This window comes from Enterobacter sp. MEB024 (assembly GCF_030209635.1).
GTDB lineage: Bacteria > Pseudomonadota > Gammaproteobacteria > Enterobacterales > Enterobacteriaceae > Enterobacter > Enterobacter ludwigii.
On the sequence record NZ_JARVRQ010000005.1, the window covers coordinates 238,906 to 259,993 of the forward strand.

The following is a 21,088-nucleotide window of genomic DNA, read 5'->3' on the forward strand; positions in this document are numbered from 1 at the left end:
ATATGAAAAAGTCTTTCGCGCTGTTCACCCTGCTGGCAGCCTCATTTACCGGTTTTGCCCATGCGGATGACGCCGCTATCAAACAGTCTCTGGCGAAGCTTGGCGTCACCAGCAGTGATATCCAGTCTGCACCGGTTGCCGGCATGAAAACGGTTCTGACGAACAGCGGCGTGCTGTACGTGACCGAGGACGGAAAACACATTATTCAGGGGCCAATGTACGACGTGAGCGGTGCACAGCCGGTCAACGTAACCAACCAGCTGCTGATGAAAAACCTGAACGCGCTCGAAAAAGAGATGATCGTTTATAAAGCGGCGCAGGAAAAACACGTCATTACCGTCTTCACCGACATCACCTGTGGCTACTGCCATAAGCTGCATGAAGAGATGAAAGATTACAACGCGCTGGGGATCACCGTGCGTTATCTGGCCTTCCCGCGCGCGGGCGTTGAGAGCAAGCCAGAGCAGGATATGAAAGCTATCTGGTGTGCGAAAGACCGCAACAAAGCCTTTGATGACGCGATGAATGGCAAAGGCGTGCAGCCTGCATCCTGCGACATTGATATCGCTAACCACTACGCGCTGGGTGTGCAGTTTGGCGTGAACGGTACGCCAGCGATTGTCCTGAGCAACGGCTATGTTGTTCCGGGTTATCAGGGACCTAAAGAGATGAAAGAGTTCCTCGACGCGCACCAGAAACAGTTTGGTGGTAAATAATTCGCGTGAAAGCCCCAATAAAACTGCGCCGCCGCGAGGCGGTTGAACATGCTGATTTGCCTGACGACCTCCCGCCGCTGCTAAAGCGGCTATACGCCAGCCGTGGCGTGCGTACCGCCGCCGACCTTGAGCGCAGCGTTAGAGGGATGTTGCCATGGCAGCAGTTAAACGGCATCGAAAAAGCCACAGAAATACTCTACAACGCGCTGTGTGAAGGTACGCGTATTGTGGTGGTGGGGGATTTTGATGCTGATGGCGCAACCAGTACCGCGCTGAGCGTGTTGAGCCTGCGCGCGCTGGGTTGCGACAACGTGACATATCTGGTGCCGAACCGGTTTGAAGATGGTTACGGCCTCAGCCCGGAAGTGGTCGATCAGGCCCATGCCCGCGGCGCACAGCTGATCCTGACCGTAGACAACGGGATCTCTTCCCATGCGGGCGTCGATCATGCGCATCAGCTGGGGATCCCGGTGCTGGTTACCGATCACCACCTGCCGGGTGAAACGCTGCCTGCCGCGGAAGCGATCATCAACCCGAACCTGCGCGACTGCGATTTCCCGTCGAAATCACTCGCAGGCGTCGGCGTGGCATTTTATCTGATGCTGGCGTTACGCACGCTGCTGCGTGATAAGGGCTGGTTCGACGCCCGCGGTATTGCCGTGCCGAACCTGGCCGAGTATCTCGACCTGGTCGCACTGGGGACCGTCGCAGACGTGGTGCCGCTCGATACCAATAACCGTATTCTGACCTGGCAGGGCTTAAGCCGCATCCGGGCGGGCAAATGCCGTCCCGGTATCAAAGCGCTGCTTGAGATTGCTAACCGCGATCCGCTCAAGTTGGCGGCAAGCGATCTAGGCTTCGCCCTGGGGCCTCGCCTGAACGCGGCCGGCAGACTGGACGACATGTCCGTTGGCGTCGCGTTGCTGCTGTGCGACAACATTGGTGAAGCGCGCGTGCTGGCTAATGAGCTGGACGCCCTGAACCAGACCCGTAAAGAAATTGAACAGGGAATGCAGGTTGAAGCGCTGACCCTGTGCGAAAAACTGGAACGCAGCGGCGATACGCTGCCGGGCGGCCTGGCGATGTATCACCCTGAGTGGCATCAGGGCGTGGTGGGCATTCTGGCTTCGCGTATTAAAGAGCGTTTCCACCGTCCGGTCATTGCGTTTGCACCGGCTGGTGATGGCACCCTTAAAGGCTCCGGGCGTTCGATTCAGGGGCTGCACATGCGCGATGCGCTGGAGCGTCTGGATACCCTCTACCCGGGTCTGATGCTCAAGTTCGGCGGTCATGCCATGGCGGCAGGTTTGTCGCTGGAAGAGGCGAAGTTCGACGAATTCCAGCGTCTGTTCGGCGAGCTGGTCACCGACTGGATTGACCCGGCCCTGCTGCAGGGCGAAGTGGTTTCCGACGGCGAACTCACGCCGGTTGAGATGACGATGGAAGTGGCACAGATGCTCCGGGATGCAGGGCCGTGGGGGCAGATGTTCCCGGAACCCCTGTTCGATGGCCGCTTCCGTCTGCTGCAACAGCGCATTGTCGGTGAGCGTCATCTGAAAGTGATGGTCGAGCCTGTAGGCGGTGGCCCGCTGCTGGACGGTATTGCCTTTAACGTCGATACCGCTGTCTGGCCGGACAACGGCGTGCGCGAAGTTGAGCTGGCATACAAACTGGATATAAACGAGTTCCGCGGTAACCGCACCCTTCAGATCATCATCGACAATATCTGGCCAATTTAGCGGCAGTAATCTCTATAAAAAAGGGCGTGGATTCGGTACAATCCCGCTCTTATCACCGCATTTTGACAAGTCCATAAAAGAAAACAGACCATGTTTGAAATTAATCCGGTAAAAAACCGTATTCAGGACCTCACGGAGCGCTCTGACGTTCTTAGGGGGTATCTTTGACTACGATGCCAAGAAAGAGCGTCTTGAAGAAGTAAACGCCGAGCTGGAACAGCCGGACGTCTGGAACGAACCTGAACGCGCGCAGGCGCTGGGTAAAGAGCGTTCCTCTCTCGAAGCTATCGTAGATACGCTGGATCAAATGGCTCAGGGGCTGGAAGATGTTTCCGGTTTACTGGAGCTGGCCGTCGAAGCTGACGACGAAGAAACCTTTAACGAAGCCGTGGCTGAACTCGACGTGCTCGAAGAGAAGCTGGCACAGCTTGAATTCCGTCGCATGTTCTCCGGTGAATACGATAACGCTGACTGCTATCTCGATATTCAGGCAGGTTCTGGCGGTACCGAAGCCCAGGACTGGGCCAGCATGCTGATGCGCATGTATCTGCGCTGGGCGGAAGCCCGCGGCTTCAAAACCGAAATCATCGAAGAGTCTGAAGGTGAAGTGGCCGGTATTAAATCTGTCACCATCAAGATTATTGGCGATTACGCCTACGGCTGGCTGCGTACCGAGACGGGGGTTCACCGCCTGGTGCGTAAGAGCCCGTTCGACTCCGGCGGCCGTCGTCACACCTCCTTCAGCTCCGCGTTTGTCTATCCGGAAGTTGACGAAGATATCGATATCGACATCAACCCGGCGGATCTGCGTATCGACGTTTACCGCGCATCCGGCGCGGGTGGTCAGCACGTTAACCGTACGGAATCTGCGGTGCGTATCACCCACATTCCAACCGGGCTGGTGACGCAATGCCAGAACGACCGTTCCCAGCATAAGAACAAAGACCAGGCCATGAAGCAGATGAAAGCGAAGCTTTATGAGCTGGAGATGCAGAAGAAAAATGCTGAGAAACAGGCGATGGAAGATAACAAATCTGACATCGGTTGGGGCAGCCAGATCCGTTCTTACGTCCTTGATGACTCCCGCATCAAAGACCTGCGTACCGGGGTTGAAACCCGTAACACGCAGGCGGTGCTGGACGGCAGCCTGGACCAATTTATCGAAGCAAGTTTGAAAGCAGGGTTATGAGGAACCAACATGTCTGAACAACAAGCACAGGGCGCTGACGCGGTAGTCGATCTTAATAACGAACTGAAAACCCGCCGCGAGAAGCTGGCAGCACTGCGCGAGCAGGGCGTGCCGTTCCCGAACGATTTTCGTCGTGACCATACCTCAGACCAACTGCACGCTGACTTCGACGGTAAAGAGAACGAAGAGCTGGAAGCGCTGAACATTGAAGTGGCCGTTGCTGGCCGCATGATGACCCGTCGTATCATGGGTAAAGCCTCCTTCGTGACGCTGCAGGACGTTGGCGGCCGTATTCAGCTGTACGTCTCCCGTGACGACCTGCCGGAAGGCATCTACAACGAGCAGTTCAAGAAGTGGGACCTGGGCGATATCCTGGGGGCGAAAGGTAAGCTGTTCAAAACCAAGACCGGTGAGCTGTCTATCCACTGCACCGAACTGCGTCTGCTGACCAAAGCCCTGCGCCCGTTGCCGGACAAATTCCATGGCCTGCAGGATCAGGAAGCGCGCTACCGTCAGCGTTACCTGGATCTCATCTCCAACGATGAATCCCGTAAGACCTTCAAGATTCGCTCTCAGATCATGGCCGGTATCCGCCAGTTCATGGTTAACCGCGACTTTATGGAAGTGGAAACTCCAATGATGCAGGTGATCCCAGGCGGTGCGTCTGCACGTCCGTTCATCACCCATCACAACGCCCTCGATCTGGACATGTACCTGCGTATCGCGCCGGAACTGTACCTGAAGCGTCTGGTCGTCGGTGGTTTTGACCGCGTGTTCGAAATCAACCGTAACTTCCGTAATGAAGGCATCTCCGTGCGTCATAACCCAGAGTTCACCATGATGGAACTCTATATGGCGTATGCGGATTATAAAGATTTGATCGAGCTGACCGAATCTCTGTTCCGTACCCTGGCGCAGGACATTCTGGGCACCACTAAAGTGCCTTACGGTGAAGAAGTCTTCGACTTCGGCAAGCCGTTCGAAAAACTGACCATGCGCGAAGCGATCATGAAATACCGTCCAGAAACCAACATGGCCGATCTGGATAACTTCGACTCTGCGAAAGCGATCGCGGAAAGCATCGGTATCAACGTTGAGAAGAGCTGGGGTCTGGGCCGTATTGTGACCGAGATCTTCGAAGAAGTGGCCGAAGCGCACCTGATTCAGCCGACCTTCATCACCGAATACCCGGCAGAAGTTTCTCCGCTGGCACGTCGTAATGATGTGAACCCGGAAATCACTGACCGCTTTGAGTTCTTCATCGGTGGCCGCGAAATCGGCAACGGCTTTAGCGAGCTGAACGATGCAGAAGATCAGGCTCAGCGCTTCCAGGATCAGGTTAACGCGAAAGCGGCGGGCGATGACGAAGCGATGTTCTTCGACGAAGACTATGTGACTGCGCTGGAGCACGGTCTGCCACCAACCGCAGGTCTGGGGATTGGTATCGACCGTATGGTTATGCTGTTCACTAACAGCCACACCATCCGTGATGTGATCCTGTTCCCGGCGATGCGCCCGGTGAAGTAAGCCGTTAAGACAGTAAAAAAAGCCCCGAAAGGGGCTTTTTTATTGCGCCGAGAAGGCCCTGAGCGCGTCGCGGGCGACCGTCGCTTCCTGCACCATCCACGGGCTAAAGCTCCAGGGGGCAGCGTCCAGTGCGCGGAACAACGCTTCCAGTTCGACCCATTCATACTCCATCACTTCATCGTGATTAATATGCAGTTCGCTGGTGACGCGTGCTGCGAATACCGGGCAAATCTCATTCTCCACGATCCCCGAAGGATCGGCTTCACGGTAACGGAATTCAGCGGCGATGGGGGTGATATTGGCGATCTCCGCGCCAACCTCAAAGCGGCAACGGCGGATGATAGCCTGTTCCGTCTTTTCACCAGACTGAGGATGTCCGCAAACGGAGTTGGTCCAGACGCCTGGCCAGGCTTTTTTGCTTAAGGCACGTCGGGTAACCAGACACTCACCTCTGGCGTTAAAAAGCCACGATGAGAAAGCCAGGTGCAGCGGGGTGTGGGCGGTGTGCGCGGCGTACTTTTCCTGAGTGCCAATCACCATTCCCTGGTCATTTACCAAAATAACGTGTTCTTGAATACTCATTGATGCTCCAGTGCCAACGATGCGGATGGCTCAGCACCATCAGCAGCTGCATTATACTGCATTCCTCCATGCGCCGTTTGCTCTCAAGAGCGGAAAAGGGCTGACCCATATCAGTCTGGACTGGTATCATAGTGCGCCATTCACGCTGACCGAGGATCTGTTTTGTTTGCAGGAAGCCTGACGAGAAATCCCATTACCGCCGTTTTTTGTCTGACGCTGACGCTATTACTGGCAGGCTGTTCAGGAAGCAAGTCGTCGGATATGGGCAGCTATTCCGGTGCGGTCTATACCGTTAAGCGCGGGGATACGCTGTATCGGATTTCGCGCGCAACGGGGACTAGCGTGAAGGATCTGGCGCGTCTGAATAACATCTCTCCACCCTACACCATCGAGGTGGGGCAGAAACTGAAGGTTAACGGTGGCGCGTCTTCAACGAAGAAATCCTCTAAAGGCAAAACAGCCAAAGTGACGCCGTCTTACGCGGTGCCGCAGTCCTCATGGCCTCCGGTCGGCCAGCGTTGCTGGATCTGGCCTGCCAGCGGCAAGGTCGTGTTGCCTTACTCCTTGTCTGAGGGGGGCAATAAAGGCATTGATATCGCTGCTGCGCGCGGCACGCCAGTCTATGCATCAGGGGCAGGGAAGGTGGTCTACGTCGGCAACCAGCTGCGCGGTTACGGTAACCTGATCATGATTAAACATGGGGAAGATTACATCACTGCCTATGCCCACAACGATACGATGCTGGTGAACAACGGGCAGAATGTGAAGGCTGGGCAGAAGATTGCCACCATGGGCAGTACCGGCACGGACTCGGTGAAGTTACACTTCCAGATCCGCTATCGCGCCACAGCCATCGATCCGCAGCGTTATCTTCCGGCGCCAGGCAGTAAGCCAAAGTGCTAAGTGATTATATAATCGCCATTTAGTTGCAAAGAGGCTTGTATGAAGAGGCGTAAGGTCTATAATGCCTTACGCACCTCAAAGCGGGCGTAGTTCAATGGTAGAACGAGAGCTTCCCAAGCTCTATACGAGGGTTCGATTCCCTTCGCCCGCTCCAGTCTCTCCCTTTCTGAAGAAGCCTTTAAATCCTTCTCTATCAGCAAATTAAATAGTTACCTGTTTTAGTCGCCTATGGGTTCTACCATTATGATCCGCCCCTGGTAACTGTCACGCTAAGTTACACGGTGAGATGACAGGATAACTCAGCGTTGGCGGCAGTTGCATCCTCACACCGCGATAGTAAAACGTGAAAAAAACCTATCCTGGCATTGTTATGACATCGACAGATTGATCACTCGCATTAAAGCCCGATATACAGGCTCTTCCAGCGCTTCGACAGATATACGAGCACCCTGATAAGGTGTGATCCTTCTGACAATATGATGAAGTCGCTACGCTCTGCTTGTTGCTTGTACCGCTAACGGGGCTTTATGACTGCTATTGTCCAAAATCTGTTAGTTGCGCATTTTATGCACCCTGGATACCCTGAGATTAATCCTATTAACTCAAGGGTGAGCATGGCTAGCGGGAAGAGACAGAACCAAAAGGAATCACCTGAAGAAGAGTTAGATCGCTTGCTGGATGATCTTGAACTCACGCAGGAGCAACGAGAGTTTATAGAATCCATGCGGCAAGAGGAGGGGGATAAAAGCAACGGGGAGTAGTGTTTGCACCGTCACTGCGTTTGATGAATGGCTAAAGTTCGCGTATAGACTATTTCGAATTATGATTTTACGATGTAGATAAATCATACAAGGAGGGCAGTTTATGAGCGCGCAGGCGGAGGAAGGTACATTACGCCGGATGACGTTAGGCGAGATTGCAATGGCTCGTAGGGTGTTCGGAGATTCAATAGTTTATAGCCGTGTCTGGATTCATTGCGACAGCTATTTACCCTTCGGACTACAGAAACAAAACTATGCGATGACTCCCAACGGAGAGTTATGGTACAGAAAGTCGATGTACAGAGAAGATTTTTCCGCAAACTCTGTTTTTATCGAAGATAAATACGTTTTCATCCATGAACTGGGGCATGTGTGGCAACACCAACATGGGCAATGGGTGAGAGTGAGGGGGGCTTTTAGCTGGGCTGCTGAATATACCTACAAGCTGGATAAAGAAAAGCTCACTGATTACTCTCTTGAACAGCAAGCCTCTATTTTGGCTGATTACTGGTTACTGCTGGTTTATGGTATCAATAATTGGTCTTACTATCAGAGACCAGGGCGCATGGGGATGTACAGGGGCGTTAATATGTTGCAGGATGTCCCCTCGCTTTATCAGAAAATCGTAACAGGGAAGGGGCGTTAAACATGAAGAATAAAATATTGCTGGGTGTTGTATTCCTCTTAACGGGATGCCCTGGGCCTGGTGATCGAATGGTAGATCGCGAATCTACAACGGCATTAATCAAAGATAATCAAGTTTGTGTGGTGTCACCACTGGAGCCGCAGGAACGGATCACTGCTATTCAAATCAATAGCGATAATAGCGACTCTCTTCACAAGATTTTCGATGACAAGCCTGTTTATGTACCGAAGGGTGAGTGTCTTCCAGTATTTGGATTTAAGTTTACATCTGGAAAACGATATAACTTCGCGTATGACGTCCAATCTGATAAGTCAGAATCGCATTTAGTCACCGCAGAATTTTCGTATCCCAAAGGATAAGGGGGCAGAATGCCCCCAAGATCTTACTTCTTCAAGTCACCAGTATATTGATATTCCATTGTGACTATTGTTTCCATACATCCGCTTGAGGATGGTTGAGAACAAACTCAGGTATAACCGCCGTGACCTGCCCCCCATTCATTAACACATCACAATGTAAGTTATATCTGTATAAACCACATGAGGACATCCCCTTAAAAAAGTGTTTTTTAACAAATACATCATCTGTATCCTCCGCCAGGCCGAACCGGGGTTTTGCATTGAAACGCTGTCTTAAGGATGCTATTTAAGACGCCATCTTCTGGAACTGATGCAAGAAGTCTGGCGGTATGGAAGTACCCGAAGTGAAGCGGGAAGCCGTGGGCGTTATGTCTGAGTGAGCACGGATTCAGCGATATTTTCATGCCCGGAAAATCATAAATGGCTTGCGGCAGGGCTATAACGAGTACAGACTTCATTTATCGCTTAATGACCAGACTCCATCTTAATTTGTCGCAGGACTGATTTTTAATCAAAAAAAATAGGGGGTAAATTCTTACCGCCTGGTAATAACTCCACCCCTTCAAAAAAATCAGGACTGTTTTGCCGCTTTACTCTGTGGGCAATCGTTGCCGCCCTGCATCACAACTTTTTCACTGCGCGAAGCATCGCCATACACGCATAACGTACCTTCATCGGTATGAATTTGCTCTTTCAGCGGCAGGGACGTTTCCTGGGCGATGGCATAGCAGGAGAGCGCCGGGAAAAGGGTGAGGGCACTTATGAACAGAAAGGTTTTCATCATCTCGCTCCAGAACAGGGATAACGTTTATTGTGTTATCACACCCTTAAGCCGGCAATCGTTGCGTACCCGCTAGCTTTTTTCCATCACCGACTGGCGAGGTGTGAGTTTACCAATCACGGGGGAGAGCTCTGACGTGCGAACAGGTCGGCCATCCACCAGGCTTTTAATGCGCTCAACGCACTGAGTGAGCAACTGATCCATTGGCCACGAGATACAGGTCAGCTGTGGATAGAGCTGGGTTGCCAGAGGCGAATCTTCCAGACTTAGCAGCGACACTTCCTGCGGAACGGAAATGCCAAATTCCCGGAACAGACGCATCGCTTCAGCGGCATAGGCATCACGTTTAACCACAATGGCGGAAAATTTGCTCAGGCTGTTGATAAGCGTCAGCAGCGCCTGTTCAACATCTTCATTCGCCGTTAACACCAGCTGGCGATTAAACGGCAAAGAGTAGTTTTGCAGGACGTTGCGATAGCCTTCCACCATCTTTTTACTGTTGTCATCGTGTTCGCTGTCAATCACCAGTGCGATATTGCGATGGCCCTTGCCCGTCATGTAGCGACAGGCGCTTTCCGTCGCAAAGGCAAAGTCATATCCCTGAGGTTTCGCATCCACCACGGGACGATCGAAGGAGATGACATTCTCTGCGCTACCGGCCGCAACCGGCCCAAAGACTACGACAGCAACGCACTGGCGCTGAAGATCATCGACGGTGACAGCCTGCTCAACAGGATCGTTTACGTACTCTACGATGAGCGTTTTATTCAACGCTTTCATGGCGCGGGAGAGCGCAGGCAGCAAACGTGCTCCGCTGCTTTCATCCTTCGCAGAGAGAACCAGACCAACGTAGCTTGATGACTGACTTGCCAGGTTTTGCGCGGCAAAGCTTGGGCGATAATTAAGCTCTTCTACGGCGCGCAGCACGGCTTCACGGCTCTCTTCGCGCACGCCGCGCGTCCCCGTCAACACGCGTGAGACGGTTGCTCGTGAGACATTGGCTAATCGTGATACATCGTCAATCGTTGGCATAGCATTTTCTGCGTGGTGGGTTTTGGTTATCTTAACATAACCCACCTTAAGAATCTTAGCGCCCCCCACAGGCGGTTTCACGTCTGCGCGGCGTGCAAACCCGGTAGCCACGCCGCGCCACGCACGCCACTGGCGTCGCCGTAACGGGCCGGGACGATACGGGTACGGCAGCTTTCCGAGAAGATGTAGGGCCTGATGGCGGCCGGAAGTTCGTCGTACAGCTGGCTGACATTTGATAACCCACCGCCCAAGACAATAACCTGCGGATCAAGAATATTGATCACCGAGGCCAGACTGCGGGCAAAGGCGTCGATAAAGTGTCGCCAGTGGGCCCGCGCGGTCAGGTCTCCCTGGGCCGCCGCTTCAATGATGGCCTGCGCGCTCAGTTCGCTGGGATAACGGCGGGCAAAGCCGGTGCCAGAGATAAAGGTTTCGATACAGTTATGTTTCCCGCAATAGCAGGGCTGCGCCGGACCATCCGTCTCGGGGGCATAGCCAGGCAACGGGTTATGTCCCCATTCGCCAGCGATGGCGTTTGGCCCCTGAAGCAGACGCTTATGTACCGCCACGCCACCGCCGCATCCGGTACCGACAATTACGCCAAAGACGGTATCTGCTTCTGCGCCTGCGCCATCAACCGCTTCAGACAGCGTGAAGCAATCCGCGTCATTGGCTATCCACACGGGCTGATTGAGCTGCTGTGCTAAATCATGCTTCAGGTCGTGACCGTTGAGTACCAGGCAGTTGCAGTTTTTAATTAGCCCGCTCTGTGGGTCGATGGCCCCCGGCAGGCCAATACCGATACTGAATGGCACTTCACTTACCGCGCGCGCTTCGCCGATAAACGCCAGCAGATGGTGCATAAAGGCGTCATAACTTTTTTTTTGCGTCGGACGACGCTCACGCCAAAGGCATTCGCCCTGAGGCGAAAGCAGGATGGCTTCCATTTTTGTGCCGCCAATATCGAGTCCAAGATAGTGCATACGTTCCTCGAAAAGGAGAGGCCAGCGCCTCTTCTGAATGGTTATGCCTGACGAGTGCGGTACAGTTCGATCAGCTCCGTCACCAGTTCTTTCGCCAGAATCGAGGTCATCAAATGATCCTGAGCGTGCACCATCACCAGCGTCATTTTGGTTTTGCCTTCCCCTTCGTCAGCTTCGATCAGTTGGGTTTGCACCAGATGCGCTTCACGGGCGAAGTGCGCCGCCTCTTTCATTCGCGCGTCGGCTGAAGCAAAGTCACCTTTTTTTGCGAAGCCAAGCGCTTCGTAGCAGAGACTGCGTGACTGACCGGCATTGATAATAATGCCCATGACCTGTTCTTCTAATTCCATCAGTAACCTCTGTGTTTTTACTATCAGGCGGACTGTGCCGCTTCTTCAGATTGTTCAACCGCATTTTCATGCTCTTGTTCCAGCAGCTGCTTCTCGTACGCTTTGAGGAACGGGAAGTACATGGCCGCTGAGGTAACCATGCACAGCAGGCAGAGGATCACCGGGCTAAAGCTCCAGTTGGCCGCCCAGGATGCGCCGATAGGGGCAGGCGTTGTCCACGGTGTCATCGAGACCACGCGACTGACCAGGTCGAAATCAAGGGCAAAGTAGGCGAGGGTGGCATTGACCATCGGAACCAGCACGAACGGCAGGAAAAAGAGCGGATTCATGATGATAGGGGCACCGAATAAAATCGGTTCGTTGATATTAAACATCCCCGGCACCACGCCCATACGCCCAATGGTACGCAGATGCACTGCTTTGCTGCGCAGCAGCAGTAACGCCAGCGGCAGCGTGGAGCCGACCCCGCCAATCAGCAGGTAGTGATCCCAGAATCCCTGAACGTAAATGTGCGGGATCGCCTGACCGGCAGCCATTGCTGCCTGGTTAACCGACAAGTTCGCCATCCAGAACGGGTTCATAATTCCGGTGACAATCAGCGCGCCGTGGATGCCCGCAAACCACAGAACCTGGCACACCAGCACCGAGAGCAGAATGGCAGGCAGCGTATCGGAGGCGGCAACCAGCGGTTTCACCAGCGACATAATCGCTTCCGGAATAATCATGCCGAGCTGGGCCTCAATGAAGAGGTTGAGCGGGTGCAGAGTGACAACAATTGCCAGCACCGGGATCAGAATTTCGAACGAACGCGCAACGCCCGTAGGCACTTCTGGCGGCAGGCGGATGGTAATATTGTGACGCTTCAGGAAGGCATACAGCTCGGTAGAGTAGATAGCCACCAGAATGGCCGTGAAGATCCCTTGCCCGGAGAAATAGGCGGTAGAAATCTGCCCGTCTTTTAACGGCGCAGCCACCAGCAGAAATGCCATCAGCGACAGCATGCCGGCGGTAAGGGCATCCAGATCGTGATGTTTGGCCAGGCTCGCGGCGATCCCGACTGAAATGAAGATCGTCATGATCCCCATGCTGAAGTTGAACGGCAGCATCAGGGCTTCACGGTGATCCAACGAGAATTGCAGCCATGCCCGGGCGAAACCCCAGGACGTGTCGGGTGAGAAGGGCGGGAAAATAAACACCAGCATAAAGGAACCGACGATCATGAACGGCAGGGCGGTGATAAAGCCGTCACGAATCGAGGTCACATACTTCTGCTGCCCGACGGCGCCTGCCATCGGGGTAATTTTCTGTTCAATGACCTGGATAAGTTTCGCGTACAGAGAGCTCATGGGTTTTCCCTTCGTTATTTGTTATCTATCAGGGAGAGGGCGAAATCGAGAACGGCGCCCCCTTTTTGCATGCCGTAATCCATCATGTTGATAGGCTCAACACGGATCCCGTATTTATCAGCTTGTTTCTGAAGATCGCTTTGCATGTACTTCACCTGCGGTCCAAGCAGCACTACCTGATAGTGACCGACCTGCTCGGCGAATTCGGCCACGCCAAACGCTTTGATCTCCGCTTCCAGGCCACGCTTTTGCGCTTCGTCGACCATTTTTTTCACCAGCAGGCTGGTGGACATCCCGGCAGAACAACACAACATGATTTTTTTCATAACGTCTCCTTTGAACTTATGGCTGGAATATAGTCATCATGGAACAAAACGGAAAGCGCTTTCCATTGGTGGATAAGGTAATTGTGACCGCGATCACCTGAGGGAATCTTTCACTTTGTCCGGATGTGCGAGATCATCGCGGCTATTCACGAACTATTAAGGTCGAGTTATGAACATTCATTTGATGAATGTTGCTGTGGATTTGATTGAGCAACGTCTCACGCCAGCAGCCAATATAATCACCAGAAATCAACATATTACCGCGATGCGGGACGGCTTTTCCCTCGCCATGCCTTTTGTGATTGTGGGAAGCCTGATGGTGCCGCTGCTGTTTCCACCGTTCGCCATTTCAAGTGCATCGCGCCTCGGACACGTCTATTTGCTGCTGCGTCCGATGCTGTTGCCAACCTTTGAGCTGACGCTCGGACTGGTCGCGCTGATTGTCGCGTTTGGTGCCAGCGCCAGTCTGGCCAAGCAGTATCAACTGCCGGAACGGCTGTGTGGACTCACCGGTTGCCTCTCCTTTTTGCTGTTCATTGGCTTTCGGGATAACGGTGCAACGAATATTTTTCTGGGCGGGATGGGGCTTTTTACTGCGCTCATTTCAAGCGCTTACTCTATTGAAATAATAAGGTTTTTCTACAAGAGAGGGTGGTGCATTCGTCTGCCGGAGGAGGTACCGGTGATGACGCGAAATGGTTTCCAGCTGCTGATGCCGCTGCTGGTGATCATGCTCTCCATTAGCGTAATGAATGCCGTGATGCTGCAGACGACCGGACAAATTTTGCCACAGCTGATTGGCGAGGCGTTACGCCCGCTTATCGTGGCATCCGATACCCTTACGGCGGTGCTTATCTCCTTGTTTCTGTGTAATCTTTTATGGTTCGTCGGTATTCATGGCGCCCTGATCATTACGGGCATCATGAACCCGTTCTGGCTCACCTATCTGTTTGAAAACCAGCGGGCCCTGGCCGCCGGGGAAGCCGTGCTGCCCCATATTTATCTGCAGGGATTCTGGGATTTTTATCTGCTGATTGGCGGTATCGGCTCTACGCTGCCGCTGGTCTTTATGGCGATGCGAAGCCGATCCCGGCAGTTGAAGAGCGTCGGGAAAATTGGCCTTCTGCCGTCGCTGTTCAACATTAACGAGCCGATATTATTTGGTTTTCCCGTCATCATGAACCCGGTTTTTTTACTGCCCTTTGTGTTTGTACCGCTGATAAATGCTTGTATAGCTTGGTATTTAACCCAGCTTGGCGTGCTCGACAGAGCCGTCGCCATGCTGCCCTGGTCTATGCCTTCACCGCTGGGCGCAGCCTGGTCGGCGAACGGCAGCTGGAAAAATATGTGCATGTGCCTGTTCGCCTTTTTTAATGCATGGATGCTCTATCGCCCCTTCTTCAAGGTTCATGAACGCCAGTTGATGCAGCTGGAAAAATAATCCCCGCCTCCCTGCTTCTGCCCGTTCCTGATGGGCAGAAGATTATTTCGTGACATTCTTCACAAAAATTTTCTCTTTGATCTTAAATTTGTGATTCAATCCGGCAAACATGGAGAGCGCTTTCCGTTTGTGGATGTACATTTCCAGATTTGATCCTTACATTTCCCCTGCACGTTTAACCGTGAAAATAAAAATTCAAAGGGAACCTATGCAAACGTTAATGAAATCAATACCTCTGTCCTTGATTGCTCTTACTGTCATCAGCGGTTATGCCAGCGCCGATGAGAAATATGATTTCGCCCTCCACGGCTATTTACGCTCGGGTATTCTTGCCAATAGCGATGGCAACCGGGTCGATTCGGTGGGGCTGATGCCTGACGGGAAATGGCGTCTGGGTAACGAAGAAGATACCAAAATTGAGCTGATCCCGACGGTGACGCTGAAGTCGGATTCAGGCGCAGTCGCACGGATTCAGGCTAACCTGACGCACCAGACCAAATGTACCGCCGACTGGAACTGTACTGACGATGACGGCAAAGAGACCCAGTTCCGCGAAGGGTTTGCTGAATTAACGAATCTCGATTTTGCCCCGGACATGACCTTCTGGGCCGGTAAACGCTACAGCAGCTCCAACCTTTCCAGCCACCAGTTCGACTGGGAGTACATTCAGTACAACGGAACCGGGGGCGGGTTCGATAACCTGGACTTAGGCTTTGCGCGCTTTGATGCGGGTGTGTATGCCTTCTCGACCACCGACGAAGCCAAAGCTTATCCGGTAGATCTGGGGGATCAGGGCTATCCGGACGACTATTCGCTTAACCTGTGGTTTAAAAAGATCGGCGGCACCGGGCTCGACGTCGAACTTATCGGCCACCACATGAACCGCAATGAAAACCATCCTACCTCGGCTGAGAAGGGGTACGGCGTGACGGCGCTGTACAACTTTGACAGCTTCTACGGCCTGACCAACGGGTACTCCCGCATCGCTTTCCAGTATGGCAAAGGCCTGGCCGCCGCGGATTCGCTGGGTAAAAACGGCTGGGGCTGGGCAAACCTTGAGGATACGCAATCCTGGCGCGTCGTGCTGGACAGCATGGCCAACCTGGGTGACGTGGAAGTATCGACCTTTGCGTTTTATCAGAAAGACAAAAACTACCGCTGGTGGACCAACGACGATGACGGCTGGGGACGTTCCATGTGGGTCGCGGGTATCCGTCCGTATCATCAGATAACCAAAAACTTCGCCATGCAATATGAGGTGGGCTACGAATATCTGGATGATAAAAACTACATGGGCGTAAACGGTAAAGGGAAAGGTGGCCTGACCAAGGTGACCATTGCGCCGACCCTGACCTTTGATTCAGGTTTCTGGAGCCGTCCGCAACTGCGCTTCTTTGCCACCTACGCAAAATGGGATAAAGGCGTCTCGGATGCGATGGACAGAAATTACGACTGGAGCACTGGCACCCTGACTCCGGGGGGATATTCACGTAGCGGCGATACCGATACGCTGAATTTTGGTGTGCAGGCTGAAGTCTGGTTCTGAGGAGAAAAGAGATGGCTTTCCCGATTCGAAAACTGCTTCTCGTCTCCTTACTCTCCGCGCTGGGAAGCGCGGGGGCTCTGGCGGCCGAGCAATCCCATTTTGAACACTTTATTACTCGTGATGGCGCAGCGTTAAAAGATGGCGATCGCGTCTTTCGCTTCGCCGGGATCCACGCCCCGGAGCTGCATCGTATAGAAGATGACGCGCGCGGAACCTGTAAGGCGGATCCGCGCGGCTGGGGGCAATACTTTAGATGGCCGACTGCTGAAGAGCAGGAGAACTGGATCAAAGCGCTGGTGCAAACCGGTGCTAAAGCACAGCGCGTATATGTGCTTTCCGTGCAGCAGGAAAATGATGCTGCCTGCGGACGTGAGACACATATTCTGGCACCGGCAACGCCGGACGGCATGCCGCGGCTGAATGAAACGGCCATGAAAGTGTATGACAACATGATTGCCGAGGCGGATAAGCAGGGGCTGCGCCTGATTCTGCCGTTTATTGACCACTGGTGGTGGTGGGGAGGACGCGAACAGCTGGCCGCGTTTTATCATGAAAAGCCGGAAGATTTTTATCGAACCGACAGTAAAACCTACCGTGCTTATCAGGATGTGATCCGTCAGGTGATTACCCGTACCAACACCATTACGGGACGCCATTACTACGATGAAAAGGCGATCATGGCCTGGGAAACGGGTAATGAGCTGGAAAACACCAACGCTGATTTCCTGCAGAAAACGTCGGCCTGGATCCGCAAGTGGGCGCCCCATCAGCTTGTCGTCGATGGTACCTATAAAAAGGTGAATGATTTCGCGCTCAACGATCCGAACGTCGACATCATCAGTAACCACTATTACACCAATGCCGAGAACAACCACCCCGAGCAGGTTCGCAACGATCTGGAGGCGATTGGCGGCAAAAAGGTCTATCTGGTTGGCGAATTTGGTCTGCTCGATCAACAAGACCTTAACACTATCATGCAGGCCATTGTGCATACCGAGGTCAACGGCGCACAGGCGGCGGGGGGCTTTATCTGGGGCTTCCGTGGTCATCGCCATGATGGTGGTTTTTACTGGCACAAAGAGTTTACCGGGCACTACAGCTACCATCTGCCTGGCTTCCCGGTCGAGGGCAAAGCAAACCAGGAGATGGAGGTTGTCAATCTGGTGCGAACCGCCTCGGCGCAAATGGCGGGGCTGAGCCAGGCGCCGGCTCTGCCGGTCCCGGAAGCGCCTAAGCTGCGCGAGAGCAACTCACCGTTTGCCATTAACTGGATGGGGTCCCCCGTCGGGCGTTATTACGATGTGGAGAGAGCGACTCAGCCACACGGCCCGTGGACACGCGTTGGTCAGGATATCTCTGACGGCAAAAATGAGTGGGATCCGGCAAAAATGGATCTCTTCCGTGATGACTATCGCAGCCTGACGCTGGGCCAGACTTACTACTACCGGGTGATCGCAAAGAACGAAAGCGGTCAGTCTGCGCCTTCAAACGTGATTCGCCTTGAGCATACGCAGAAAAACCTGCCGCCGGTCATCACTCTGCAGGAGGCGCTCTCTACCACCGTGGATAAAGGCGTTCAGCTCACCGCGGCCTGGCAGGATGACAATCTGCCGGAGCCGAAGGTCAGCGTGGCATGGCATCACGAAGGCAAGGATAACGTCCACTTTTGTGACAGCACCAAAGCGGAAACCCGTGCCTGGTTCTCGACTCCCGGTGACTATGCGTTGACCTTTACCGCTGACGATGGACTGCTGAAAAGCAGCAAGACGGTAAACGTTAGCGTGAAGGCCGCGGCGGGGCCCGTGCCGGCGGACTACTGTCATTTTGGCGGCGGAACGCTGGACGTCAGCAAGGGGAAAATGAACATCACCAAGAGCGATAAAGATACGTTAGCGATTGGTGAAGACGGTTTCCTTGGTCCTTTTGCCAATGACGGAGACAGCGTGACCTGGCAGGTTAACGCCCCCTGGGACGGTAAGTTTGCCCTGCACGTGAAATTTAACGGCAAATGGGGGAGTAAGAAAAACTCGTTCATTGTGAACGACGGAACGCCGGTGAGCATTGAATTCCCGCAAACGGATGAGAAAGGCCAGACGATGATCGTACCGGTCACGCTCAGGGCAGGGGACAACACCATTAGCTTTGGCAAGTTCTCTGGCGACTGGGGATATATGTTCATCAAATCAATTGAAGTCACTGCAGAGTAGTTATTTGGCTGCCCTGTTCGGGGCAGCCCTTTTTTTCATTCAGGAGGCGTTATGAACTGGTATCAATTCCCGGAAGGTTTTTTTTGGGGCGCAGCGGCATCAGGTCCGCAGACGGAAGGCATAGCCAATAAGCCGCACCGTTCTGTCTGGGACAGCTGGTTTGCCGAACAACCGGAGCGTTTTTTTCAGCAGATTGGTCCGCAGCACGTTTGTGAAACCTACAGTAAATATAAAGAAGACGTAGCCCTGATGAAGCAAACGGGGTTTAACTCGTTTCGAACCTCTATTCAGTGGTCGCGTCTGATCGATGATTTCAAAACCGGACAGCCAAACCGCGACGCCGTCCGCTTCTATAACGATTACTTCGATGAAATGATTGCCAACGGCATCGAGCCCATCATCAATCTTTACCATTTTGATATGCCCGAGGCGCTGCAAAAAGCATATGGCGGATTTGAGTCATCCTACGTAACCGAGCTTTTTGCCCGCTTCGCCCGCACCGCGTTCGAGCTATTTGGCCATAAGGTGAAATACTGGATAACCTTTAATGAGCCGATCGTGCCGGTGGAAGGCGGTTATTTATATGACTTCCATTATCCGTGTAAAAAAGATGGCAAACTGGCGGCTCAGGTCGCCTTTAATATTATGCTGGCGCACGCCAGGGCGGTGAATGTCTACCGTGAAATGGGCTTGCCGGGTGAGATTGGTGTCGTGCTCAACCTCACGCCTTCTTATACCCGCAGCGACAGCGAGGCCGATAAAAAAGCGGCCTGGTATGCCGACCTGCTGTTTAACCGCAGCTTCCTCGACCCGCTGGTTAAACATGAATTCCCCAAAGAACTGTGCGAAATCTTAACCGCAAACGGCTGCTTGCCAGAGGTTTCACGGCAGGATGTGGAGACGATCCTGCAGTCGAGAATTGATTTTCTGGGGGTGAATTATTATGTGCCGAGAAGGGTGAAAGCGCGGGAAAGCGTTTACGCGCTCGATTACTTCACACCGGAAGTCTATTTCGAAAATTACATCGATCCTCAGGGACGGTTTAACCCTTATCGCGACAATAACGAGATCTACCCGGAAGCTATCTATGACATTGCCTGCAATATTCGCGATAACTACGGCAATATCAAATGGTATCTGGCGGAAATTGGCATCGCGATGGATCTGCAGTCCGAAGGGCCGGTGCAGGCCGATGGCGTGATAGATGACACCTTCCGTATCGCTCTGATGGAGGAACATCTGGCTCAGCTGCATCGTGGTATCGCTGACGGCGCCAACTGTTTTGGTGTTCATCAGTGGACCTTCATTGATAACTGGTCCTGGATCAACAGCTTCAAGCGGCGATATGGCTTCTGGCGTCTGGATTTAGCCACCGGGGAGCGACAAATCAAACGTAACGCATTGTGGTTTGCGCAGCTGGCGGCTGAAAATGGCTTCACCCCTGGCGAATGTGAAAAGGATACGCAATGAGTCAGCCTTTTTACCGGATGCGTAACGGCATCAAAAATTACGCCTGGGGCAGTCGCGTAGCGCTTAATCATCTTTTTGGCCTGCTCAACCCTGACGATCAACCCCAGGCCGAGGTCTGGATGGGAAGCCACCCCGCAGGCTGCTCGGAGATTGAAACCGATACAGGGTTACGCTCTTTACAGGACCTTATTTCACAGAGGCCGGCAGAGATGTTGGGCGCGTGCGAGGGAGAAACTGCGGGGCAGTTGCCTTACCTGCTGAAGTTGCTGTCAGCGGAGCGCGCACTGTCGCTGCAGGTACATCCCAATAAGCGCCAGGCAGAAGACGGGTTCGCCCGTCAGGGCAATCTGCCCGGAGAGGATTACACCGATGCGAACCATAAGCCCGAGCTGGTTTTTGCCCTGACGCCTTTTATGGCCATGAACGGCTTCCGGCCGTATCAGGAGATTGCTAATCACTTTTTGCGCCTGGATGTCCCGGCCCTGACGTCCGCGCTGTCGCTGTTTCGCAACAACCTGCATGCTGAAGGGCTTAAGGCCTTTTTTACGCGTCTGATGGCGCTTGAGCCGACGGAAAAAGAGGGCGTGCTGACGTGCCTTGAAGCGCGACTTGCATGCGGGGTGTTTGCTCCGGTAGCGCCCTTTATCGAACGGCTACTGCGAGACTACCCGGGGGACATCGGGGCTCTGGCCCCGCTGTATCTGCACTGCATTACGCTTGCGCCGGGTGAGGCGATGTTCCTGCGCGCCGGTACGCTACATGCCTATGTGAACGGTACGGCGGTAGAGGTCATGGCCAGTTCTGACAACGTGCTGCGGGCGGGCTTAACCCCCAAGAACATCAACGTGGCAGAATTGGTGCGCTGTACGGTGTTTGACGAAACCCCAGCCGACCGCCTCAGGATGCATCCGCAGCGGGAAGAGGGGATGCAGCAATACCCGATCCCGGTAACGGATTTTCGCTTTAGCGTCATTGAACATTGCGAGCAGCAAAACATCCGGACAGACCGTGCGCAAATTCTGCTGGTGCTGAAGGGGAGTGCCACGCTCAGCCACGCCGAGGGTGCCAACATGACGCTGAACGCCGGTCAGTCCGCGTTCATCCCGGCGGTCACAACCTTATGGACGTTGACTCAGCGCGGGCAGTCTTGCCTGGTAAGCTGATGACGTAAGGCTTTCACTGCC

Annotated in this window: 21 protein-coding genes and 1 tRNA gene; 15 read left to right on the forward strand and 7 right to left on the reverse strand. The window is 53.6% G+C overall.

Annotated features, from left to right (window positions below):
- The first annotated feature begins 2 nt into the window (after positions 1 to 2).
- From dsbC to lysS, 4 genes are all read left to right on the forward strand, one after another.
- A complete protein-coding gene (dsbC, locus tag QRN24_RS10750) occupies positions 3 to 716 on the forward strand; it encodes a bifunctional protein-disulfide isomerase/oxidoreductase DsbC (RefSeq protein WP_020883731.1) in 714 nt (237 codons plus the stop codon).
- A gap of 5 nt (positions 717 to 721) precedes the next feature.
- Entirely contained in the window at positions 722 to 2,455 is a 1,734-nt protein-coding gene (gene recJ, locus QRN24_RS10755) for a single-stranded-DNA-specific exonuclease RecJ (protein WP_040018865.1), read from the forward strand.
- Positions 2,456 to 2,545: 90 nt separating this feature from the next.
- Positions 2,546 to 3,644 (forward strand): peptide chain release factor 2 gene (prfB, locus tag QRN24_RS10760; protein WP_104440355.1). Its coding sequence is split into 2 segments (ribosomal slippage): positions 2,546 to 2,620 and positions 2,622 to 3,644, totalling 1,098 coding nucleotides; the frame shifts between segments, so codons are not numbered across the junction.
- Between the two features lie 9 nt (positions 3,645 to 3,653).
- Positions 3,654 to 5,171 (forward strand): lysine--tRNA ligase, encoded by a 1,518-nt coding sequence (gene lysS, locus QRN24_RS10765; RefSeq protein ID WP_025203283.1) that lies wholly within the window; start codon positions 3,654 to 3,656, stop codon positions 5,169 to 5,171.
- A 39-nt stretch (positions 5,172 to 5,210) separates the two neighbouring features.
- Here lysS and idi read toward each other — a convergent pair whose 3' ends face one another.
- Positions 5,211 to 5,753 (reverse strand): isopentenyl-diphosphate Delta-isomerase, encoded by a 543-nt coding sequence (gene idi / locus QRN24_RS10770; protein ID WP_113656428.1) that lies wholly within the window; start codon positions 5,751 to 5,753, stop codon positions 5,211 to 5,213.
- A 25-nt stretch (positions 5,754 to 5,778) separates the two neighbouring features.
- On the opposite strand from idi, the gene QRN24_RS10775 reads away from it, so the two are divergent.
- The 6 genes from QRN24_RS10775 (at position 5,779) to QRN24_RS10800 (ending at position 8,422) form a co-directional block, all read left to right on the forward strand.
- Positions 5,779 to 5,934: a hypothetical protein gene (locus QRN24_RS10775; RefSeq protein WP_193162736.1), complete on the forward strand. Its 156-nt coding sequence runs from the start codon at positions 5,779 to 5,781 to the stop codon at positions 5,932 to 5,934.
- Positions 5,916 to 6,656, forward strand: a complete 741-nt coding sequence (gene actS, locus QRN24_RS10780; RefSeq protein WP_204305437.1) for an amidase activator ActS — start codon at positions 5,916 to 5,918, stop codon at positions 6,654 to 6,656. The genes QRN24_RS10775 and actS overlap by 19 nt, the downstream gene beginning before the upstream one ends.
- 80 nt (positions 6,657 to 6,736) lie before the next feature.
- Positions 6,737 to 6,810 (forward strand) — tRNA-Gly (locus QRN24_RS10785).
- A gap of 373 nt (positions 6,811 to 7,183) precedes the next feature.
- On the forward strand, positions 7,184 to 7,417 hold the full coding sequence (locus QRN24_RS10790; RefSeq protein WP_284942698.1) for a hypothetical protein: 234 nt from the start codon (positions 7,184 to 7,186) through the stop codon (positions 7,415 to 7,417).
- A gap of 103 nt (positions 7,418 to 7,520) precedes the next feature.
- Positions 7,521 to 8,063, forward strand: a complete 543-nt coding sequence (locus QRN24_RS10795) for a type IV secretion protein Rhs (RefSeq protein ID WP_284942699.1) — start codon at positions 7,521 to 7,523, stop codon at positions 8,061 to 8,063.
- A gap of 2 nt (positions 8,064 to 8,065) precedes the next feature.
- Positions 8,066 to 8,422, forward strand: coding sequence for a putative T6SS immunity periplasmic lipoprotein (locus tag QRN24_RS10800; RefSeq protein ID WP_025203316.1), 357 nt, complete (start codon positions 8,066 to 8,068; stop codon positions 8,420 to 8,422).
- A 571-nt stretch (positions 8,423 to 8,993) separates the two neighbouring features.
- Here the strand turns inward: QRN24_RS10800 and QRN24_RS10805 are convergent.
- From QRN24_RS10805 to QRN24_RS10830, 6 genes are all read right to left on the reverse strand, one after another.
- Positions 8,994 to 9,206 (reverse strand): hypothetical protein, encoded by a 213-nt coding sequence (locus QRN24_RS10805; RefSeq protein ID WP_080765218.1) that lies wholly within the window; start codon positions 9,204 to 9,206, stop codon positions 8,994 to 8,996.
- 69 nt (positions 9,207 to 9,275) lie between these two features.
- Positions 9,276 to 10,235 carry a LacI family DNA-binding transcriptional regulator gene (locus QRN24_RS10810; RefSeq protein ID WP_025203317.1) on the reverse strand — a complete coding sequence of 320 codons (960 nt, stop codon included), beginning with the start codon at positions 10,233 to 10,235 and terminating at the stop codon, positions 9,276 to 9,278.
- Positions 10,236 to 10,312: 77 nt separating this feature from the next.
- Positions 10,313 to 11,218 (reverse strand): ROK family protein, encoded by a 906-nt coding sequence (locus tag QRN24_RS10815; protein WP_032678914.1) that lies wholly within the window; start codon positions 11,216 to 11,218, stop codon positions 10,313 to 10,315.
- A 41-nt stretch (positions 11,219 to 11,259) separates the two neighbouring features.
- Entirely contained in the window at positions 11,260 to 11,592 is a 333-nt protein-coding gene (locus tag QRN24_RS10820) for a PTS lactose/cellobiose transporter subunit IIA (protein ID WP_254915524.1), read from the reverse strand.
- Positions 11,592 to 12,914, reverse strand: a complete 1,323-nt coding sequence (locus tag QRN24_RS10825) for a PTS sugar transporter subunit IIC (protein ID WP_014171498.1) — start codon at positions 12,912 to 12,914, stop codon at positions 11,592 to 11,594. Before QRN24_RS10825 ends, QRN24_RS10820 begins: the two co-directional genes overlap by 1 nt.
- Positions 12,915 to 12,928: 14 nt before the next feature.
- A complete protein-coding gene (locus QRN24_RS10830) occupies positions 12,929 to 13,240 on the reverse strand; it encodes a PTS sugar transporter subunit IIB (RefSeq protein WP_014171497.1) in 312 nt (103 codons plus the stop codon).
- 169 nt (positions 13,241 to 13,409) lie between these two features.
- Here QRN24_RS10830 and QRN24_RS10835 point away from each other — a divergent pair, with 169 nt between their 5' ends.
- The 5 genes from QRN24_RS10835 (at position 13,410) to manA (ending at position 21,067) form a co-directional block, all read left to right on the forward strand.
- The gene (locus QRN24_RS10835; protein WP_020883745.1) at positions 13,410 to 14,681 is read left to right on the forward strand and encodes a PTS sugar transporter subunit IIC; all 1,272 of its coding nucleotides are present in this window, start codon (positions 13,410 to 13,412) and stop codon (positions 14,679 to 14,681) included.
- Between the two features lie 208 nt (positions 14,682 to 14,889).
- Entirely contained in the window at positions 14,890 to 16,227 is a 1,338-nt protein-coding gene (locus QRN24_RS10840; protein ID WP_284942700.1) for a maltoporin, read from the forward strand.
- 11 nt (positions 16,228 to 16,238) lie between these two features.
- Complete coding sequence (locus QRN24_RS10845; protein ID WP_284942701.1) at positions 16,239 to 18,434, forward strand: CBM35 domain-containing protein; 2,196 nt, start codon at positions 16,239 to 16,241, stop codon at positions 18,432 to 18,434.
- 51 nt (positions 18,435 to 18,485) lie between these two features.
- On the forward strand, positions 18,486 to 19,904 hold the full coding sequence (locus QRN24_RS10850) for a glycoside hydrolase family 1 protein (RefSeq protein WP_284942702.1): 1,419 nt from the start codon (positions 18,486 to 18,488) through the stop codon (positions 19,902 to 19,904).
- Positions 19,901 to 21,067, forward strand: a complete 1,167-nt coding sequence (gene manA / locus QRN24_RS10855) for a mannose-6-phosphate isomerase, class I (protein ID WP_284942703.1) — start codon at positions 19,901 to 19,903, stop codon at positions 21,065 to 21,067. Before QRN24_RS10850 ends, manA begins: the two co-directional genes overlap by 4 nt.
- Positions 21,068 to 21,088 lie beyond the last annotated feature (21 nt).

Excerpts from the sequence above, each read along its gene's own strand:
- QRN24_RS10775 (WP_193162736.1), top strand. The coding sequence starts at position 5,779 with ATGGCTCAGCACCATCAGCAGCTGCATTATACTGCATTCCTCCATGCG.
- QRN24_RS10790 (WP_284942698.1), top strand. The coding sequence starts at position 7,184 with ATGACTGCTATTGTCCAAAATCTGTTAGTTGCGCATTTTATGCACCCT.
- QRN24_RS10840 (WP_284942700.1), top strand. The coding sequence starts at position 14,890 with ATGCAAACGTTAATGAAATCAATACCTCTGTCCTTGATTGCTCTTACT.
- manA (WP_284942703.1), top strand. The coding sequence starts at position 19,901 with ATGAGTCAGCCTTTTTACCGGATGCGTAACGGCATCAAAAATTACGCC.
- QRN24_RS10810 (WP_025203317.1), bottom strand. The coding sequence starts at position 10,235 with ATGCCAACGATTGACGATGTATCACGATTAGCCAATGTCTCACGAGCA.
- QRN24_RS10815 (WP_032678914.1), bottom strand. The coding sequence starts at position 11,218 with ATGCACTATCTTGGACTCGATATTGGCGGCACAAAAATGGAAGCCATC.
- QRN24_RS10830 (WP_014171497.1), bottom strand. The coding sequence starts at position 13,240 with ATGAAAAAAATCATGTTGTGTTGTTCTGCCGGGATGTCCACCAGCCTG.
- lysS (WP_025203283.1), top strand. The coding sequence starts at position 3,654 with ATGTCTGAACAACAAGCACAGGGCGCTGACGCGGTAGTCGATCTTAAT.
- QRN24_RS10805 (WP_080765218.1), bottom strand. The coding sequence starts at position 9,206 with ATGATGAAAACCTTTCTGTTCATAAGTGCCCTCACCCTTTTCCCGGCG.
- QRN24_RS10825 (WP_014171498.1), bottom strand. The coding sequence starts at position 12,914 with ATGAGCTCTCTGTACGCGAAACTTATCCAGGTCATTGAACAGAAAATT.
- idi (WP_113656428.1), bottom strand. The coding sequence starts at position 5,753 with ATGAGTATTCAAGAACACGTTATTTTGGTAAATGACCAGGGAATGGTG.
- QRN24_RS10850 (WP_284942702.1), top strand. The coding sequence starts at position 18,486 with ATGAACTGGTATCAATTCCCGGAAGGTTTTTTTTGGGGCGCAGCGGCA.
- QRN24_RS10845 (WP_284942701.1), top strand. The coding sequence starts at position 16,239 with ATGGCTTTCCCGATTCGAAAACTGCTTCTCGTCTCCTTACTCTCCGCG.
- dsbC (WP_020883731.1), top strand. The coding sequence starts at position 3 with ATGAAAAAGTCTTTCGCGCTGTTCACCCTGCTGGCAGCCTCATTTACC.
- QRN24_RS10835 (WP_020883745.1), top strand. The coding sequence starts at position 13,410 with ATGAACATTCATTTGATGAATGTTGCTGTGGATTTGATTGAGCAACGT.
- QRN24_RS10800 (WP_025203316.1), top strand. The coding sequence starts at position 8,066 with ATGAAGAATAAAATATTGCTGGGTGTTGTATTCCTCTTAACGGGATGC.
- QRN24_RS10795 (WP_284942699.1), top strand. The coding sequence starts at position 7,521 with ATGAGCGCGCAGGCGGAGGAAGGTACATTACGCCGGATGACGTTAGGC.